The organism is Paenalkalicoccus suaedae, assembly GCF_006965545.2.
GTDB classification, from domain to species: domain Bacteria; phylum Bacillota; class Bacilli; order Bacillales; family Salisediminibacteriaceae; genus Paenalkalicoccus; species Paenalkalicoccus suaedae.
In genome coordinates, this window is sequence record NZ_CP041372.2 from 308,559 (window position 1) to 327,174 (window position 18,616).

Sequence of the window (18,616 nt, forward strand, 5' to 3'; positions counted from 1 at the left end):
ATGAATGTCCTCATGATTATTTTTGAACCATGTGATTAAATTGATAAGCGTTCAATAATTTATCCAGTTTTGTGCTCAACTCGAGCATTTCCGCGGAAGTCCGCTGAAGCTCGCGTGAGAGGTGATTCATTTGGCTACGAACCTTTTCAATTTCAGACAAAAGCTCTTCTTGACTTAATGAACATTTTATCATGAGAATGAACCTCCCTTCTAATCTTTCCACATGTAGCACAATCATTTAACACGTTATCGTGTAAAAGTGCTGACATCTAGAAGTTTTCTCTCTAATATGTCAATCTTAACACAGTCCTTATCCAAATTCTACCCAATTCTAATTAATTGTAAACTTGGATTTTTCTGAGTTTGTATGTTTTTCCCTAATTAAAATGGTAAAATAAAATGGGTAAAAAAATGAAACCTTCATAGGTTACGGGCGTAAGTAGTAGTAACCGCGATGAAGCGGAGGTCGTACAGCATGGACATCGTCGTAAAAAAAATAGTAGCAGAAGTGAAGAAGGGTAACCAAGATGCCTTTGCAGAGCTGATGGATCTGTATAAAGACAAGGTTTATCATATTGCATATCGCATGCTTGGTAACTCTCATGAGGCTCAGGATGTCGCGCAAGAGGCATTCCTGCGTGCTTACACTAACATAGATTCGTACGATACGAATAGAAAATTTTCAACATGGATCTTTCGAATTGCAACCAATCTCTCGATCGATCGTATAAGAAAGAAGAAGCCAGATTTTCATCTAGAGGATCAAGTGGCGGGAACGGAGGATTTGGATTACCACTCTCAGTTTGCCGCAGACGAAGATCTTCCTGAGGATCAGGTGGTGCAGCTTGAGATGCAGGAATGGGTGCAACAGGAAATTATGGAGCTCCCTCCGAAGTATCGATCTGCGATTATTTTAAAATATATCGAGGATTTATCATTAAAGGAGATCAGTGAAATTCTGAATCTCCCTGTAGCAACGGTCAAGACGCGAATTCATCGCGGTCGAGAAGCGTTGCGAAAGCGACTGCGTTAGGCAGTTGTAGAAAGGAGTTTTTGCGATATGGCGTGTTCAAAAGAAACAATCACCCTCATTCATCGTTATTTAGACGAAGAATTGACGTCTACCGAGGCAAAAGCGCTAGAGGCACATGTTGCATCGTGCCCAAGCTGTTCGGAGCATCTAAAAGAGTTGCAGCGAACAGTTGCTATCGTGCAAAGCTCATCTCACTTTAAGGCGCCAGAGAATCTAACGGCGAATGTGATGAAGCAGCTTCCTAAGCAAGCACAGCGAAAGAAGTGGCAACACTTTTTAAAGCGTCATCCGTTTGCGCTGACAGCAGCGACGTTTTTCCTTGTCTTTCTCTTAAGTCTTTCTTCTGCTATTGGAGGAGACTCACGAGATATCGTTGTACAAGGGGACGGACAATTTATTGTGAACGAAGCGGAAGGCACTGTTATTGTACCTGAAGGAGAACGAATCGAAGGGAATGTAGTCGTTCGAAACGGTAATATAGAGGTGCACGGTGAAGTTGTCGGAGATATTACTGTAATAAATGGACGAAGTATGCAGGCTTCGACGCAACAAATCACGGGTGAAATCGAAGAAATAAACGAAATTATGGAACGAATTTGGTTTGAAACAAAAGGGTTCTTCCGTGATGTCTTAACTTTTGGTGATAGAGAGCGTAACGAAGAAGAGTAAAGAGCGTCTCATATAGAGGCGCTTTTTTTTGTGCCTTTTTTTCACCACTTAGACTCCCTAAATTTTCTTCTCTTTGAAGGGGGCTTGTCCCTCTAATTTGGGAGCTCGTGTGGTATACTATAAACATTATTGTGCACGTACCAAAAACGTGTAATGGAGGAAGATCCATGCTTGAAGAAGTTACTATATTAGACGTTATCACGATCATCGTGGACATTGTCCTCGTTGCATACGTGATTTATAAATTAATTATGATTATTCGTGGGACCAGAGCGGTCCAGCTTGTAAAAGGTATTACCGTTATTTTAGCTGTTTGGTTTCTAAGTGGCTTCTTAGGGTTAAACACGTTGCAATTTATCATGCAACAGGCCGTTACATATGGTCTCCTGGCCATTATCATTATCTTCCAGCCCGAGCTCAGACGCGCGCTTGAGCAGTTAGGTCGAGGCCGATTCTTTTCTAGCAGTGGTGGGGAGAATGAGCAGGAGGTCAAGGAGAATATTGAGCACTTGATCAACGCGTCCAAGTACATGGGTAAGCGTCGCATTGGTGCGCTTATCACGCTTGAGCGCGACACGGGGATGAGTGATTACGTGGAGACAGGGATTGCGATGAACGCCAAGCTCACCTCTGAGCTGCTCATCAACGTCTTTATCCCTAATACACCGCTACACGACGGCGCCGTGATCATCAAAAACGATGAGATCTTAGCTGCTGGATGCTATTTACCTTTATCAGAAAATCCATTTATTTCGAAAGAATTAGGTACACGCCATAGAGCGGCGCTTGGCGTCTCCGAAGTATCAGACGCTATTACGATCGCAGTGTCAGAAGAAACGGGGTCGATTTCGGTTGCCATGGAAGGGGACCTTCATCGCAACGTAGACGAAGCAGCGCTCCGAAAGCTTTTAGTAAACGGGCTTTTTAAGCAAGAAAATGGTGGCTCATCCCGTTGGCAGTGGGGAGGGAAGAAGAAAAATGGATAAACTGTTTGCAAAAAAATGGTTTATTAAACTAAGCTCTATTGTTATCGCCGTCATGCTGTTCTTGATGGTGAACTTAGATAATGCGAACAATCAACCTGGCGGAATTCCAGGAATCACAGAAGGTTCCAGAACAATGGAGGACGTGCCATTAAACATTTATTACGATGAAGAAGCGTATGTATTAACCGATGCACCTGAAACGGTGCAAGTAACGCTTCGAGGACCTGAGACAGCTTTAACTAGATCGCAAATTTTACAAGGGCAGCAGGAGCTTTACATTGATCTTGAGGATCGTGAAGCAGGCGTACATTACGAGCGTGTTCAGTTTAGGGGCTATCCAAATGACGTGCGAGTGTCAGTTGTGCCAATGTCTGTTCGAATTGAAATTCAAGAGCGTCAGACATCCTCTTTCCCAGTGGAAGTAGAAATCGTCAATGAAGGGGAAATTGAAGAGGGCTACGTTGTTGGAACACCTACCGTAGAGCCTAGCACGGTAGATGTCACGGCTGCGTCCGGTGTCTTAGAGCAAGTGGCATCGGCTCGCGTAACCGTTGATTTAGCAGAGCGTAGTCAGGCCTTTACCGATTCTGTGGCAGTCGAGCTTTATGATAGCAATGGTAGATTGCTAGAGGTAAACGCGAGTCCGCCAGCTGTAGAAGTGACGGTACCGATAACGAGTCCAAATAAAGAAGTGCCAGTACGCGTAGGTAGGAATGGCGCATTACCTGAAGGCCTAGCTATTGATTCATTGACGGTCGTCCCTGAGATGGTAACGATTTTTGGACCTGTTGATATTATTAATGGAATCACGTTTATCGATGTCCCATCTATTGATTTAGATGATATCGAAGGTGATACGCAAATTGAGGTAGACGTGCCCGTCCCAGAGGGTGTCGAACGCGTAGAGCCGGAGCAAGTTACGGTAGACATTGAGACAACAACCGAAGAAGAGCGCGTCTTCTCTGACTTTGAAATTGAGCTAGAGGGACAAGCACCAGATCAGCTAATCTTCTTCGATTCTCCTTTAAATGGAGAGTTAGACCTTGTTATTAATGGCAGTCCTGATATACTAGAACGGTTGGAGCGCTCGAATTTACGCGCTTACATTAATGTTGAAGGATTAGAACCTGGCGAATATAATTTACCAATACAGTTTAGCGGACCTCAAAATATCCGCTTCGCCCAAATGGGTCAAACGGTCGAAATCATTGTTTCTGACGAAGAGAATGAGCAAGCTTTAGCACCATCAGTCGAAACAAATGATGCAACGAATCCTGAGGATGAACTAGAGGATGAGGAAGAGACCGATGCAGGTGAAGAGGACGAAGCGCCTTCTGAGGAAGGAAATGAGGACCAAACGTCTGCAAATAATACCGTAACGAACGATTCATAATAGTAGGAACGACAGATTCAATTTTCTATCATACTGAAGGAGCGATAAGGATGGGGAAATTTTTTGGAACCGATGGCGTGCGAGGACTTGCTAATAAAGAGCTCACACCAGAGCTTGCATTTAAGCTAGGCCGCCTCGGAGGCTACGTGTTAACGAAGGAAACCGAGAAACCGAAAGTGTTAATCGGGCGCGACACGCGCATCTCCGGTCATATGCTTGAGAGCGCACTGATCGCGGGACTACTCTCAATCGGCGCAGAGGTTATGCGTTTAGGTGTTATCTCAACGCCTGGAGTTGCGTATTTAACGAAAGCACTTAGCGCCAACGCTGGTGTCATGATCTCAGCCTCTCACAACCCGGTTGAAGACAACGGCATCAAGTTTTTTGGCTCAGATGGCTTTAAGCTATTAGACGCACAGGAAGCGGAGATTGAGGAACTATTAGAGCAGGACGAAGATACACTGCCACGCCCTACGGCTGGCGGCATCGGCTCTGTGAGTGACTACTTCGAAGGTGGTCAAAAGTATCTACATTATCTCAAGCAAACTGTTGAGCACGATTTCTCGGGACTTCACATTGCTTTAGACTGTGCACACGGATCTGCGTCACCGCTTGCTAATCACTTATTTGCGGATTTAGAAGCGGACGAGATTTCATGCATTGGTTCTTCACCAAACGGCTTAAACATCAATGACGGCGTGGGCTCTACTCACCCACAGGCGCTTGTAGACCTTGTAAAAGAGAAGGGTGCAGACATTGGTTTAGCATTTGATGGAGATGCTGATCGCCTGATTGCGGTGGACGAAAAAGGTGAGATCGTAGACGGCGACCAAATTATGTACATTTGTGCGAAGTACCTGAAAGATAAAGGTGACTTAAACTACAAGACACTCGTTACAACGGTTATGAGTAACCTTGGACTTTATAAAGCGCTTGAGCGAGAAGGCATTGAGACGAAGAAAACAGCAGTCGGAGATCGTTACGTGATGGAAGAGATGCGTAACGGCGGTTATAATATCGGTGGCGAGCAGTCCGGCCATATTATTTTCCTCGATCACACAACAACTGGTGACGGTCTTTTATCTGCGCTTCAGCTTGTGCAAATTTTAAAGGCAAGCGGCAAGAAGCTGTCAGAGCTTGCTGGCGAAATGCCAACGTATCCGCAAAAGCTTGTTAACGTGCGTGTTACGGATAAGAATGCGCTCTTTAACAGTAGCGTCATCGCTGATGAGATCCGCGCAGTTGAGCAGGAAATGCAGGGCGAGGGTCGCATTCTTGTGCGCCCATCCGGCACAGAGCCTCTCGTACGCGTTATGGTGGAAGCGCCGAGCATTGAGGTGTGTGACAAGTATGTTGGTCACATCGTGGATGTAGTAAAGCGTGAGCTAGGTTCGGTGGAAGTATAACGTACGATTGATTATGGACAGAAAATGCAGCAACTCTCTTTGGGGGTTGCTGTTTTTTGTGTGCAGATTGATGAAGTGCAAACTAGGATAGAGCAGCTCTTCGAGCTAGGTTTATAAAATGCAAACTTAGTTTTAACAATACCTCTTCGAGCTGTCAGCCCTATGGACACCCTGCGACATCCATAGGGTCAGTGTCTGAGCCTACTCGTCAGGCAAGGGCAGCCTTCCTGCGTGGTCTCATCCCCTGCCTATTCCTATGGATTGTCTTCGGATGTCCTCCGGGTCTGCCAGCTCTGCGTGCTAGTGAACCAAATGCCATTATTGATGCTTCAGTTGAAGAGGTATATAGGGAAGTTTAGCTTCGTGTAGGGGAGATAGCATCCGTTTTACATGGATTGCTACTTGGATAAGTGGCACTTTAGCAATTGAAGTAGTCGTTTTAGGGTGGGGGTGAACTATAGGGAGGGAGAATGAACGGTGTACAGATTTTATGAACCGTATGGAGAAAGAATGAACGGTACTCAAAATTTATGAACCGTATAGAAAAAGAATGAACCATCTTACATACTACACAAAGATTCAACAAGTAGAAGTTTTGCTTACTTAAAAACCCCCAGCTCGCTGGGGGGCAGGGTTCACCTATTTTTCTAACATAGCCTCGATCTCCTTAAGCATCTCATACGCGCCTTCGGAATGATTGGAGCAGACGACGATTGTCTGTCTGTTGCTTGGGGTGAAGGTGGCGCGGTAGTTGACGCCGGGGTCGTAGCCCATCTGAATCATAGTCTGGGCGCGGCCGTCCGCAACGACCATATAGCCACCGTAGCCATAAAACACGTCGTCATCGACTTGGACGTGAGGTGTCATGAGTGTCTCCGTCATACGTGCGGATAGTAGTTTACCATCTAGAAGCGCCTCCCAAAACAGCGCGATATCTCCCGCCGTTACATAGGCGCCACCGTCAGGACCGCCCTTTGCTGGGAGAGAAAAAATGTTGGAGGTAAATCGACCATCTGGTTGCTCCACGTAGCCTGTGGCAACTTCGCTAGGTAAATCATCTGCCTCAAAGTAGCCGGAGCGCGTCATGCCTGCAGGTGTAAACACATGCTTTTCCACATAATCAGTAAAAGGAATGTCACTCGCCTGTTCGATCACAAGCCCGAGCAAAACGTAGCCGGAGTTGTTGTAGGCAAAGGTGCTACCAGGCTTACCTTGCATTGGCTCATGCTGAAATAGTGGCAAAAAATCCTTCGGACGGCGCACGTGATACATTGGCACCTGCTCCCACAGCTCGGCAAAGTCGTCCATCACCTCTTCGTTAAAATAATCAGGCACCATCGCCGTATGCGTAAGCAAATGATGGAGCGTGATCTCCTCATCGAAATGGGGAAAAGGAATATCCAGATACTCGGTGAGGCGCGTCTCAAACGTGAGCTTGCCGCTCTCCACCAACTGACAAATTGCCACCGCCGTAAAGATTTTACTACCAGACGCGATAGAAAATCGAGTAGACGCTCGATTTAGTGTGCGTTCCGCTCGCTGCGCGTAGCCGAATCCTTTCGAATATAGCTCTTTTCCACACCGTGATACATGTACCGTTCCTGAGAAGCCTTCATTGTTTAACTGATTCCAATCCATATAATCGTCCTCCTGAATGTGTGTAAGTTGTTTTATTAGCTCGCACTATAGCTACACATTCAGTTAGCCTTTTCACATTTGATAGCGAATCATAGCGATCTCCTCCTATTCTGCATCTAGTATAGCAAGATGTGCTTTAGTGTCGCAATAATCAGATTATTATTGTGGGGGAAACTGTGAAAAGGTCCTGCAAAGTGAGAGAGGCTGGGATATGACGTGTAATTTGGTGGAAGTGAAGCGAATCGCCCGGGGCGCCTATCCTCACTCTTCCTCCGCCACCACAATCGTGCTAATCTCCATGACCACATTACCAAACTCATCCTCCTCTAACGGCTCTTCGCTCACATGTCGATAAAAGAACGCAGCTATATCAAGGTCGGTTAAAATGTGTACCAAGTCATCTCCAGCAGCCTCCACCATTTCTCCAAGCTCCTCCACCGAGAGAGTTTCGCCACTTTCACTCGAGATAGCCACATCGTCCAGCTCGCTCGCAATCGTAGGCCAATAATCGTCGAAGGCATAGCCATTTTCATTAGCGAATTCCTCATACGCATCGCTAACCGTCATCATCAGTGCACCTTCATTTACCTCCAACGCATGAGCCTCTACTAGCTCTTCTTCAGAAACAACGTCACTCTCTTCGCTCGAATTCTGACATCCAACTACGAAGATCAACGCCACAAATAGTAAGCCCTTACCCATACCAATCACCTCCAGAATCATTTGTTTCTTACCTACTTAGACGTGGAAATCAATATCCAGTTACATAACAAAAACACACGAAGCTAAAAAATCTATTTGACAAATCCAATTATTAGTTATAGGGTTAGTTACATAAGTAATGAACAAAGGAGGTTGCCAATGAGTGAATCATTTCAAGAGGGCAGTCCGATTTTTCATCAAGTGGAAAAGCGAATCTCTGACAACATTGTTAGCGGGAAGCTAAAAACGGACGATCAAGTACCAAGTACAAATCAGTTTGCAAAGCACTATCAAATTAACCCTGCGACTGCGGCGAAGGGAATTAATATGCTCGTGGATCGAGGAATTTTGTATAAAAAGCGAGGTGTCGGCATGTTTGTAGCAGAAGGAGCACGCGAAAAATTAATCGGAGAGAGGCAACAGCTCTTTTACGAAAAGTACGTCTTACCAATGCTTGACGAGGCAAAGCAGATTGATGTCTCAAAGGACGAGATTAAAAACATGATTGATGGAGGCGAATAGGATGATCATTTCATGCGAAAACGTAACGAAGACAGTCAAAGGAGAGCCCATCTTAAAAGATTTTAGCTGGCAGGTGGAGTCACCTGGAATCTATGCGGTGCTCGGGCCGAACGGCGCTGGTAAAACAACGATGATGCAAATTCTTGCCGGATTAACATTAGTCGATAGTGGGACAGTGAACGTGCATGGCGAATCGCCAATTGAGAACGAGCAAGTACTCTCCAACATTTGTTTCATCCAAGAAAGTGATAATTTTAAGCCTACTTTAACGGTCGGAGAGGTCGTGAAGATTGTCCAGCCATTCTATCCAAACTGGAAACAGGATTTGATAGAAGCGTTGCTAGAACGATTCCAGCTACCTAAAAAACGCAAATTAAATCAGCTCTCCAAAGGGATGGCATCTGCGTTAAATATGTCGATCGGGATCGCAAGCCGTGCGCCACTAACGATCTTTGATGAGCCGTATATCGGCATGGATGCAGGAGCGCGCAAGCAAATTTACCAAGTGCTTTTAGAGGACTATATGGAGCATCCGCGCACCATTCTATTTTCTACCCATTTTATAGACGAGACCGAGAATCTGTTTGAGTCAGTTTGTATGCTGAAGTCGGGAAGGAAGGTGTTCGAAGAAAAAATTAGCTCGCTACATGAGCGAGTAAAACGCGTGCGTGGCGAGGAGCAAGCCGTTCGTGCCTATGCGAAGCTCGGCCAACTGCTACACATCTCTGACTTTTTTGAGGAAACAACTGCGATCGTGATGTTCTCAGAAGGAGAGACACCAACTCCTTCACCTGAGCTTCAAGAAGAGCCTGTTTCTCTACAGGATTTCTACATTCATTTTACAGATAGCTTGAAGGAGGAAGTCCAATGAATATCTACCAATCCATCTTACGTGTTCAATTAAACGAGGTAGGAAAGTCGTTGCGCATTTTTTGGTCGATCTGGCTACTCATTCTCATTATTTCTTACATCGTGGCAACACTTGGGGCTATCGAAGAATTCTTCTTTGTAAGCTTTGTACCAGCAATCGTATGGATCGCCATCTATAGCTTTAAAGCTGTGAGTAGTGACCTCCCTTACGTATTAAAGCTCGGAGCGAGCAGACAGCAACTCATCGTCGCAGCAGCCATTTTAGTAGCTGGCTTATCGATACTAATGACAGGGCTACACTTTATTTTCACAGAGTTATTTAGCTTCTTAGCGACCAACATAGAGGCGATTCAACCGATTATCCTCATTAATTGGGCAACCGGCGACTCGCTGACCATTTTTCATTCCCTTCTATTAGACCTTATCGTGAGCATGGTTATCGGAAGCATCATGGTACTATTTGCAGTACTGTACGTTCGATTCGGCAAGCTACCTATGTACCTAGCTGGAGCCATCGTTGTCGTATCCATGCCTATCCCAGCCGTACACGAGCGTGTATTCCAATGGCTCACAACCATTCAGAGTGGAGAAATTCTCGTAAGCCTACTCGTATTTATTATTACAGCAATTTCCTGTATCATCATCAGTAAGCAAATGATTCTAAAAGCTTCCTTGAGGTGATCGTATGCAAGCAATTTGGGACAAACGTAGCGAGGATCCTTTTACATTAGCTCCTATTACGTTAGAAGAAATTAAGCAAGTCGAGCAGACGATTCAACGATCGTTTCCACACGAATATATCGCCCAGATCCTCGAGAAAAACGGTGGTGTGACACGCTTTAATGCGATACGCACCGGCCAGCCGACAGAGTGGGCGGAGGATCACGTCAACGTCGAATTCATTTACGGCATCGGCAAAAACGAAGGTATCCTAGACTCTCCCTACTTCATCAAGGAGTGGGGACTACCGGAGGACGTTCTCCTGCTAACAGGAACTGGCCACGCATGGATCGTACTCGATTATCGAACGCCAGGCCAAGAGCCACACATATCCTACATCGACGTCGAATCAGAGCAAGACTTCATCATCGCAGGCAGCTTTAAGGACTTCGTCAGCCGCCTCTATGTGCACGAATACGACGATGAAGAACTCGAAGACGACCACTACTCTTGGACAGAAACGCAGGCCGAAGAGATTTTAAAAGAGAAGGATATTGAAACGGCATTCCCCTTGATTCACTTTTTTAACTACCACACAGTTAGTACCTCGTGGTGGCTTGGACAACTAGAAAAGCTAGCACAAACGTGTGGTACACATTTTCAAGACTTGGTAGCGGAATCACTTTTCGTCATTAGCGATCTGTATTTAGATGCTGACCGAGAGCACTTAAGGCGAATAGCTGAACAACTCGACCACACCAATCCTGACGTGAGACATTGGTTGACACTAATGGAAGAAAACATAGCACGGGAGGAAAGAGGGGAACAAGATAAGGAATCTTGATAGAGGCTTTTTGCTGCTGATGTACTGTATTTAATAGGGTGTGTAAATAGCTCTAATGAAAGTGTAGCAGAAGTAAAAGATTCAGTAGTCGCAGTTGCAGATTGCATGTTGCCCCGTGCTACGACCAGGTGGGGTCTTCGAAGGCTGGCAGTTGGTTCAATAAAGTCTCTAATGTAAGGACTGTCCACTCCGTGCGGACGCGCTACGGCGTTGATTTAGGAAGTGACTTGCAATTTGGGAGAAGTGACGCGCAATTTGCGGAAATCCAAGAGAACTGACGTGCAATTCCTGAGAAGTGACACACAATCTTCCAATAACATCGTGAAACGACACGCAATCATGTCGCGCACCAACTCCCAACCAGACCTACCCAAAAAGAGCAGTCCCATCGGTACCGACCCCCGAAAGTTAGAGTAGATAATCTAACTTTCGGGGGTGTTTTTATGGCCAAATATAGTGAAGAATTTAAAATGAAACTTGTTAGCGAATATTTGAATGGAAATCTCGGGTATAAATTATTAGCTAAAAAGTATAATATGCCCTCTCGAACTCCACTACAAAATTGGGTAAGATCCTATAAAACGCAAGGGGTTGAAGGATTAAAACGAAGAAGAACGAATGAGGCGTACTCTGTTCAATTTAAAGTGGATACGATACAATTTATGCTTGAGACAGGTGCTTCTTTTCAGGAAACTGCTGAACAATTTAGATTAAATAATCCTGCTTTAATTTACAGTTGGATGAAAACATTTAATGAACAAGGATTAGGAGGCCTGAAACCAAGATCAAAGGAGCGACCTTCTATGTCTAAAAACAGTAATAAATCAAAGGGAAAAGAAGAGAAGAAGTTAACACGTGAAGACGAACTAGAACGCGAGAATGAACTGTTGCGGCTAGAAAATGCCTACCTAAAAAAGTTGAGAGCTTTTCGAGAGAATCCGAATGCCTTCCACGAAAAGCACAAGCAACAGTGGCGTTCGAACTCAAAGAAGAAGGATACCGATTAAAAGATATTCTAGTTATTGTAGGTATTCCAGAATCAACCTACCACTATCATGTGAAAAACTTTGGGAAAGAAGATCCGGATAGAGAACTAAAAGAAGTCATTACTGAGCTGTTTAAGGCGTTTCATGAACGTTATGGTTATAAACGCATTACCAAGGAATTAAAGAAATCAGCCTGGTGTATTAATCACAAAAAAGTGTATCGACTTATGAGGGAATTAGGGTTAAAATGCGTAAAGTTTATGAGGAAGTCTCGTAGATACAATTCTTATAAGGGTAAGGTTGGAAAGGTAGCGAAGAATCGACTGTCCCGCCGATTTAGCACGCCTATTCCTTTTCAGAAATTAGTAACCGACATTACAGAATTCAAATGTCTAGGAGAAGAGAAATTGTACTTAAATCCACTCCTTGATCTTTACAATGGGGAAATTATCGCGTTTGGTATCAAGAAACGTCCAACATTAGATCTTGTCATGGAACCTTTAAAAAAAACAATAGAAGTACTAGGAGCTCAGGCAACCTATCGTACGACTATCCACTCCGATCAAGGCTGGCATTATCAGCACAACCAATGGGTGAGGACATTAAAAGAAAATAAAGTATTTCAAAGCATGTCACGTAAAGCAACCTGCGCAGACAATGCTTCAATAGAGAATTTCTTTGGTATATTAAAACAAGAAATGTATTATGGAGAAAAATTAGTGAGCTACGAAGAATTAAAAAGGCAGATTGAAGAATATATTTACTGGTACAACCATATACGATCAAAAGAAAAATTGGCTGGTTTTAGTCCAGTCGAATACCGAACACAAACCAGCCAATTAGCTGCATAATAAAAACTCTAACTTTTAGGGGTAGCCACCCATCACCGGACTGCTCTTTTTATATACCGTTTTCACGCACTTTTTAAATCAAACGCAGAGCTGGCAGACCCGAAGGACATTCGGAGACAATCCATAGGAATAGGCAGGGGCTGAGACCACACAGGAAGGCCGAACTTGCCTGACGAGTAGGCTCAGACGCTGACCATATGGATGTCGTAGAGTGTCTGGAGGGCTGACAGCTCGTAGAGCAGATTTAAACTAGTCAGCACTTAGGTAATTTCAGCTCGAAGAGCTGAGAAAGCGGCAAGTAAACTAGTCAGCACTCAATCACTTCGTAGCATCTTTCACTAGCTTGTGATCAACCGTTAACCCAGCAACAGAAGCAAAAGCTTCCGCCTTACCCTCTGCCTGAATCATCTCCTGCAACTTCACCGCTTCTTCATCAGACGAGACGTCGTAGTGAAGTACTGCACCGATAACAGACGAGAGTCCCGTTGGCTCTTTGCCGATTTCGACCAGCTGAAGCGCCGGACTTACGAGGCGCTCTTTAGACCCAAGCTTTTTGATCGGCTGACGAGCAACGCGTGTGATCTCATCGGTTAAATGAGTATTTTCAAAACGAGATAAAATCGTTTGAACGTACTCCTGATGCTCAGCTGCATCGAAGCCATGCTTGAGGGTGAGAAGCGCAGATGTGTCAGCTAATGCCGCCTCAATCGCCGCGCGCACCTTCGCATCCTGCATCGCCTGCTGTACCGTCTCATGACCAGCAAGGTAGCCGTGATAAGCAGCAGCCGCGTGACCCGTGTTAACTGTAAACAGCTTACGCTCGATGAACGGAGCTAACTCCTCAACAAAGTGAATCCCCTCAATCGAAGGCACCTCTGACTTCGCGCCAGATACATCCACCGTCCACTCGTGGAAAGGCTCCACTAAGACATCGACCTTCTTCTCAAGCGACTGGATTGGCACGATGCGGTCTACGCCAGCATTTAAAAAGCTCACGTAACGAAGCAATTCCTCCTGCTCTTCTGTAGAAAGCAACGCCTCTACTTCGGCACGCAGAATGTCCGTCCCGTTCACCGCATTTTCACACGCAATCACGAAGAGGGGTTGAGCCGAATCACGACGAGCACGCAGCCCGTCCACGATCGTAGGCGCAATGTGCTTTAAGATCGTCGCGCCAACAGCCGTCGTAATCATGTCTGCAGATGCAATCTCACTCACAAGCTCCTCGCGCTCATCCGCAGAATGCAGCGCACGGAAGCCCGTCACATCAAACGAACGCTTTGCCTCCTCAGCGTAGTGCACCGTGTAGGAGTCAGCCGCCTTAAGCGCATCAATAATCTCGTTATTAATATCCGCAAACACAACCTCAAAGCCGGCGTCCGCTAAAATATGACCGATAAAACCGCGACCGATATTACCAGCACCAAAGTGAACCGCAAGCATTATTCACTCACCTCGTCAAAAATAGCCAATAGCTCCTCTTTCGAACTAGCTTGTACCATGCGCTCAATATTTTCTTCCTCCGAGCAAATGATCGCAATCTTAGACAGCATCTCTAAATGCTCGTCACCTTTACCCGCGATACCAAATACAAGCTTCACGATATTGCCGCCACCAAAATCGACACCCTCAGGTACTTGGATAATGGAGATACCAGAATGATGCACGTGCTTTTTCGCATCGTCCGTGCCGTGTGGAATCGCCACAAAGTTACCCATAAACGTCGAACTAATTTCTTCACGCTCAAACATTTTTTCGACATACGATGCGTCCGTATAGCCACCATCTACAAGCACTTGACCAGCCGTTTTAATCGCATCCTCCTTCGATGAAATCGACGCCTGAAGCTTAATATTCTCCTCTGGTAAAACTGCTTTTGTCATGTAAACCATCTCCTTCATGAAATATGATCTCGAAAATATTCGAGGAATTCTCTACTCATAAACGCTTTAATAGTTTCCTCCGATTCACTCTCGAAGGTAGCAAGACTCTCATCGTCCTGCACAATCATCCCACTAATCGAGCTCAGCACAAGCGACTCCTCCTCCGACATCGACGCAGGCCCAAGCATCAGCAAAATCCGAGATACTCGCGCACTCCCGCCATCCATTGCCGCAAGAATAGCCTCATCCCGACGATCATATAGGATAAACATCGGCTCTGTTACTGCATCGCTGCGCGTGTGGAACAAGGCAACCTTGGACCCCGGAATCGCAACGCCAGACAGCTCTTCTCGTTCTTTTAACCGGGATGTAACGCTCCGTGCATCAGTAATTAATCCCTTTTGCTGGATGCACATCATCACGTTCAACACCCCGTCCCAAAGATCTGTTGCCGTCTCTTCATATATAACCTCTACGTGCTGAAGTAAACGTGTCGCAATCCCTAACGAAGAGTGAAGCGAGAGCAACTGATCGGTAGAAGACTTCGTTTGCACCCTTTTACGGGGCTTTTCTTTCGTTAATGTAGCAGTAACACTACGCTTACCCATGTATTGCTCAATCGTCGCAATATCCTGCTCATTTAAAAACGGATTGACTTGAATATAGTCCACGTCTTTATCGAGAAGGGGGATCGTACTAATCACCAAATCCTCTGGAGCGACTTCTGTATCATCTAGATCAAAAAGCGAGAGGTGACTCACGCTCTTGATACTTGGAAACTCATTTTGCAGGCGGCTCGCAATCATTTTAGAAGAGCCGATTCCGCTTGAACAAATCACATATGCGTGATAGGCAACCTCGCGCTCCTTGCGCTCGAGCATCGAGCCAAAATGAAGAACGAGAAAGCCAACTTCATCATCTGGTACGTGGAGGTCGCGAACGATTTGTCGAAAGCTTGAACCTACTATCGTAAAAAGCTTCTCGTACTTTTGCCGAATTGTAGGAAGAAGCGGATTGTGTATGCGCATCTCTTGTTTCATCCGATAAAGGGCGGGGCTTAAGTGCGCCAGTAGCCCTTGCTCAAGCGAGCGGTCTCCGGTGAAATCCTTGCCGTAGCGGCCACTTACGTGTCTAATTAGTCGTTTTGCTAAGAGAGATAAATCGACCTCTTCCTCCGAGAAGCCTTCAATACGCTCTCGTAGCTTCGCGCCTCGTAAGTGCATCGTAATGTAGCCGATCTCGGATGGCGGGATCTCCACGTTGAATACTGTCTCAAGCTCACGCGCTAAATCCGAGGCGAGAGAGAATTCCTTCGTTTCGCCAAGCTGACGAAGAAGGTGTGGCTTCATCTCAATGCGCTCGCCTTGAATAATGCGCTCCATGGCAAGTGCTAAGTGTACGACGAGGGCAATATAGGACGAATCGGCAATGGGGGAGGAGAGGGACTGGTTTAACTTCTCCACGGCGCTCTCGACCTTTGCGATCCGTTCTGTTTTCATATACCCAAGTAGTTGCGCGGAGATCGATTCGGTGTTTGTCTCCGGTGCTTCCGTCGAGTGACGGCGGATAAAACGCAGGAGCTCAGTCTCATCGATATGGTCAGAAAGAAGCGAGCGAATCGCTTGGCGAATGCTCGTCTCACTCCCTGTCACCTGCACACCATAGCCACGTCGTCTTACGAGTGACAGCCTAAACTCAGAAAGCCAACTAGCGACCTTATCCAGGTCGCTGCTGACTGTAGAGACAGTGATATGAAGCTCCGTTGCTAAAGCCTGCAGTTTCATTGGCTCTGTTGCCGTGAGTAGCTTATAGGTGAGTAGTAGCTCACGCTGCTCCGGTAAAAAATCAAATTGTCTCGCTTTATGAAGGTCTGCTTCAAACTGCTGAAGCTGAAGCGGCGCGCCACTAAGCTTTACACCTTTTCCAGCCTGTTTTTCGAGCACGAGCTCATACGGCTGAAGAAGGGAGTCAAGCGTTTGTAAATCTCTTAGGATCGTGCGCTCACTAACATGAAGAGCGGTGGCGATTTGCTTTACTGTCACTCCGTCTTGATGTGTCAGTAGCTCATCAAGTAGCTGGCGATCGCGAGCAGATACATACACGTTTACTCCCCTCCCTTCCGTTTAGATTCGTCTTACTTAAAACGATCAACGAGCTTATCGTATTCTGGGCTGTTAAGGAAATTCTCTACTGAGATGTGCTCAGCAGTTGCAATCTTCTCTTTTGCTCGTGGCGTTAAGTCTTTATGCGTGATGACAACGTCCGCGTCATCCGGAATATTTGTAATCGACGTGTTTGTAACAAAAACATCTACGCCAGCTTTTTTCACTTTGTTCTTTAAGATCGATGCACCCATCGCACTTGATCCCATACCGGCATCGCAGGCGAAGATAATCTTATTAATATCAGATGCACTCTTTGTAGGTGTTGCTGGTGGTCCATCTGTAGACTCTGCGTTTGTCGAGCCTTCTGCGCTTTGGAAGCTAGAAGAAACGCTAGATTTCTTCCCTTTCATTGATTCCATTTTCGCAACTGCTTCGTTTACGTCCTCGTCTTCTTCATTACCCTTCGACGATTTCAAAATAACACTTGCTACTAAGAAGGAAACAATTGTTGCTGCAAATACACCGGCAAGTACGCCTAAGTGGTCTCCAGGAGGTGTTACCGCCATGTAGGCAATAATACTACCAGGAGCTGGTGTCGATACAAGACCGACGTTAAAGAGGCTAAATGTAAAGATACCTGTCATACCACCCGCAATGGCTGCGACAATCAGTGCTGGCTTCATTAAGATGTACGGGAAGTAAATCTCGTGAATCCCCCCGACAAAGTGAATGATAGCAGCACCAGGAGCAGTACGCTTTGCGCTACCGCGACCAAATACCATGTACGCAAGCAGGATACCAAGACCAGGTCCTGGGTTTGTCTCAACCATAAAGATGATCGACTTACCGACATCAGCTGCTTGGTTTAATGCGATCGGTGCTAGTACACCGTGGTTAATGGCGTTATTTAAGAAAAGAACTTTAGCTGGTTCAACTAGGATCGATACTAAAGGAAGTAGTCCAAGACCAACAATAAAGTCTACCCCAGCGCCAAGCGCTTCTGTTAATCCGTAAACAACTGGTCCAATACCTAAGAAAGCAATAATAGTTAGACCTAAAGCGAGTAATCCAGATGTGAAGTTGTTAATGAGCATTTCAAATCCAGGCTTGATGCGACCGTCAAGAACACGGTCAATTTGCTTGATCAGGTAACCACCAAGTGGACCCATAATCATTGCACCGATAAACATTGGATCTTCAGAACCAACGATAACCCCCATCGCTGCTGTGGCACCAACGACACCACCGCGTCCGCCGTGGATGATGCTACCACCTGTGTAGGCGATTAAGAGTGGTAATAGATACGTGATCATTGGACCAACGAGCTGAGCGAGTTCTGCGTTTGGAGTCCAACCTACCTCAATAAATAGGGCGGTAATTAACCCCCATGCAATAAAGGCTCCAATGTTTGGCATGATCATACTACTTAAAAAGCTACCAAACCGTTGAATGCCTGTGCGAAAATTTTTCTTTTCCTTTGCCATTCGTTTTCCCTCCTATAAGAAAGTTTGAGTAAAAAAATAAAAGTGCTTATGTGCTAATAGTAGAACGCTTACACTACTGATACAACAAAAGGAAAACGTAATTTAGTCACAAAGACTAGTGACATTTTTGTAGTTGGTGATTATATATAGAAGAAAGTAGGAAGAATGCGCCAATATCTGTGAACGATTTAAGAACGTATGAGGTCGATAGAGCTAGACGGTGGAGAAGGTAGCGAGATGAATAAAGAAAGCGAAAAAATCCTTCACAGCGAACACTCATAAATTCGACACTGACGTCGAAATGTGTTTATAGGAGATATAAATTGGGAAAGGCTATCTTGGTAGGCTCCCCATTATGTACCTACTTTACTAACGGGCTTACGGTGTCGGAAATTCCAAATTATTGTAGAATACATTTGACGTATTTTCGCAAAAAGGGTATGATAAGCCTTGATTCAGATATAGATAGGAGGATTGTGAGGAGACAGGAGCAACAACAAGCGCCAGGACTGCAGGTGTTGCAGTTGACGAGGACGGAGGTTATCGAGAGATTCGGCGGATGCCTCCCGGCTGAGAATTTGCTA

18 protein-coding genes are annotated in these 18,616 nt (G+C 45.5%); 11 read left to right on the top strand and 7 right to left on the bottom strand.

Going from position 1 to position 18,616, the window contains the following annotated elements; all coding sequences use genetic code 11:
- Positions 1–16 precede the first annotated feature (16 nt).
- Positions 17–193, bottom strand: coding sequence for an aspartyl-phosphate phosphatase Spo0E family protein (locus tag FLK61_RS01985; RefSeq protein WP_176007868.1), 177 nt, complete (start codon positions 191–193; stop codon positions 17–19).
- A gap of 282 nt (positions 194–475) precedes the next feature.
- Here FLK61_RS01985 and sigW point away from each other — a divergent pair, with 282 nt between their 5' ends.
- The 5 genes from sigW to glmM all read left to right on the top strand — a co-directional run bounded on the left by sigW (position 476) and on the right by glmM (position 5,487).
- A complete protein-coding gene (sigW, locus tag FLK61_RS01990; protein WP_176007869.1) occupies positions 476–1,033 on the top strand; it encodes an RNA polymerase sigma factor SigW in 558 nt (185 codons plus the stop codon).
- Between the two features lie 27 nt (positions 1,034–1,060).
- On the top strand, positions 1,061–1,702 hold the full coding sequence (locus tag FLK61_RS01995; RefSeq protein ID WP_176007870.1) for a zf-HC2 domain-containing protein: 642 nt from the start codon (positions 1,061–1,063) through the stop codon (positions 1,700–1,702).
- A gap of 167 nt (positions 1,703–1,869) precedes the next feature.
- Positions 1,870–2,688, top strand: coding sequence for a diadenylate cyclase CdaA (gene cdaA, locus FLK61_RS02000; protein WP_176007871.1), 819 nt, complete (start codon positions 1,870–1,872; stop codon positions 2,686–2,688).
- Positions 2,681–4,081, top strand: a complete 1,401-nt coding sequence (locus FLK61_RS02005) for a CdaR family protein (protein ID WP_176007872.1) — start codon at positions 2,681–2,683, stop codon at positions 4,079–4,081. Before cdaA ends, FLK61_RS02005 begins: the two co-directional genes overlap by 8 nt.
- 50 nt (positions 4,082–4,131) lie before the next feature.
- The gene (gene glmM / locus FLK61_RS02010) at positions 4,132–5,487 is read left to right on the top strand and encodes a phosphoglucosamine mutase (protein ID WP_176007873.1); all 1,356 of its coding nucleotides are present in this window, start codon (positions 4,132–4,134) and stop codon (positions 5,485–5,487) included.
- 639 nt (positions 5,488–6,126) lie between these two features.
- Here glmM and FLK61_RS02015 read toward each other — a convergent pair.
- Together FLK61_RS02015 and FLK61_RS02020 are read right to left on the bottom strand one after the other, a co-directional pair.
- Complete coding sequence (locus FLK61_RS02015) at positions 6,127–7,125, bottom strand: serine hydrolase domain-containing protein (protein ID WP_176007874.1); 999 nt, start codon at positions 7,123–7,125, stop codon at positions 6,127–6,129.
- 261 nt (positions 7,126–7,386) lie between these two features.
- Complete coding sequence (locus FLK61_RS02020; protein ID WP_176007875.1) at positions 7,387–7,827, bottom strand: hypothetical protein; 441 nt, start codon at positions 7,825–7,827, stop codon at positions 7,387–7,389.
- 159 nt (positions 7,828–7,986) lie between these two features.
- On the opposite strand from FLK61_RS02020, the gene FLK61_RS02025 reads away from it, so the two are divergent.
- The 6 genes from FLK61_RS02025 (at position 7,987) to FLK61_RS02050 (ending at position 12,560) form a co-directional block, all read left to right on the top strand.
- On the top strand, positions 7,987–8,349 hold the full coding sequence (locus FLK61_RS02025; RefSeq protein WP_176007876.1) for a GntR family transcriptional regulator: 363 nt from the start codon (positions 7,987–7,989) through the stop codon (positions 8,347–8,349).
- 1 nt (position 8,350) lies between these two features.
- A complete protein-coding gene (locus FLK61_RS02030; RefSeq protein WP_176007877.1) occupies positions 8,351–9,220 on the top strand; it encodes an ABC transporter ATP-binding protein in 870 nt (289 codons plus the stop codon).
- Positions 9,217–9,900 (top strand): hypothetical protein, encoded by a 684-nt coding sequence (locus FLK61_RS02035; RefSeq protein WP_176007878.1) that lies wholly within the window; start codon positions 9,217–9,219, stop codon positions 9,898–9,900. Before FLK61_RS02030 ends, FLK61_RS02035 begins: the two co-directional genes overlap by 4 nt.
- A gap of 4 nt (positions 9,901–9,904) precedes the next feature.
- On the top strand, positions 9,905–10,723 hold the full coding sequence (locus FLK61_RS02040; protein WP_176007879.1) for an SMI1/KNR4 family protein: 819 nt from the start codon (positions 9,905–9,907) through the stop codon (positions 10,721–10,723).
- 443 nt (positions 10,724–11,166) lie between these two features.
- Positions 11,167–11,730, top strand: coding sequence for a helix-turn-helix domain-containing protein (locus FLK61_RS02045; protein ID WP_176007880.1), 564 nt, complete (start codon positions 11,167–11,169; stop codon positions 11,728–11,730).
- Entirely contained in the window at positions 11,694–12,560 is an 867-nt protein-coding gene (locus FLK61_RS02050; protein WP_176007881.1) for an IS3 family transposase, read from the top strand. Before FLK61_RS02045 ends, FLK61_RS02050 begins: the two co-directional genes overlap by 37 nt.
- A gap of 318 nt (positions 12,561–12,878) precedes the next feature.
- Here the strand turns inward: FLK61_RS02050 and FLK61_RS02055 are convergent, their stop codons facing one another.
- Genes FLK61_RS02055 through FLK61_RS02070 form a run of 4 tightly spaced genes read right to left on the bottom strand, consistent with a single transcriptional unit; the run spans position 12,879 to position 18,032 of the window.
- Positions 12,879–14,003 (bottom strand): mannitol-1-phosphate 5-dehydrogenase, encoded by a 1,125-nt coding sequence (locus tag FLK61_RS02055; RefSeq protein WP_176007882.1) that lies wholly within the window; start codon positions 14,001–14,003, stop codon positions 12,879–12,881.
- Entirely contained in the window at positions 14,003–14,443 is a 441-nt protein-coding gene (locus FLK61_RS02060; protein WP_176007883.1) for a PTS mannitol transporter subunit IIA, read from the bottom strand. Before FLK61_RS02060 ends, FLK61_RS02055 begins: the two co-directional genes overlap by 1 nt.
- A gap of 14 nt (positions 14,444–14,457) precedes the next feature.
- The gene (locus FLK61_RS02065) at positions 14,458–16,545 is read right to left on the bottom strand and encodes a BglG family transcription antiterminator (RefSeq protein WP_176007884.1); all 2,088 of its coding nucleotides are present in this window, start codon (positions 16,543–16,545) and stop codon (positions 14,458–14,460) included.
- A gap of 32 nt (positions 16,546–16,577) precedes the next feature.
- Complete coding sequence (locus FLK61_RS02070; protein ID WP_176007885.1) at positions 16,578–18,032, bottom strand: PTS mannitol transporter subunit IIBC; 1,455 nt, start codon at positions 18,030–18,032, stop codon at positions 16,578–16,580.
- Between the last annotated feature and the right edge of the window lie 584 nt (positions 18,033–18,616).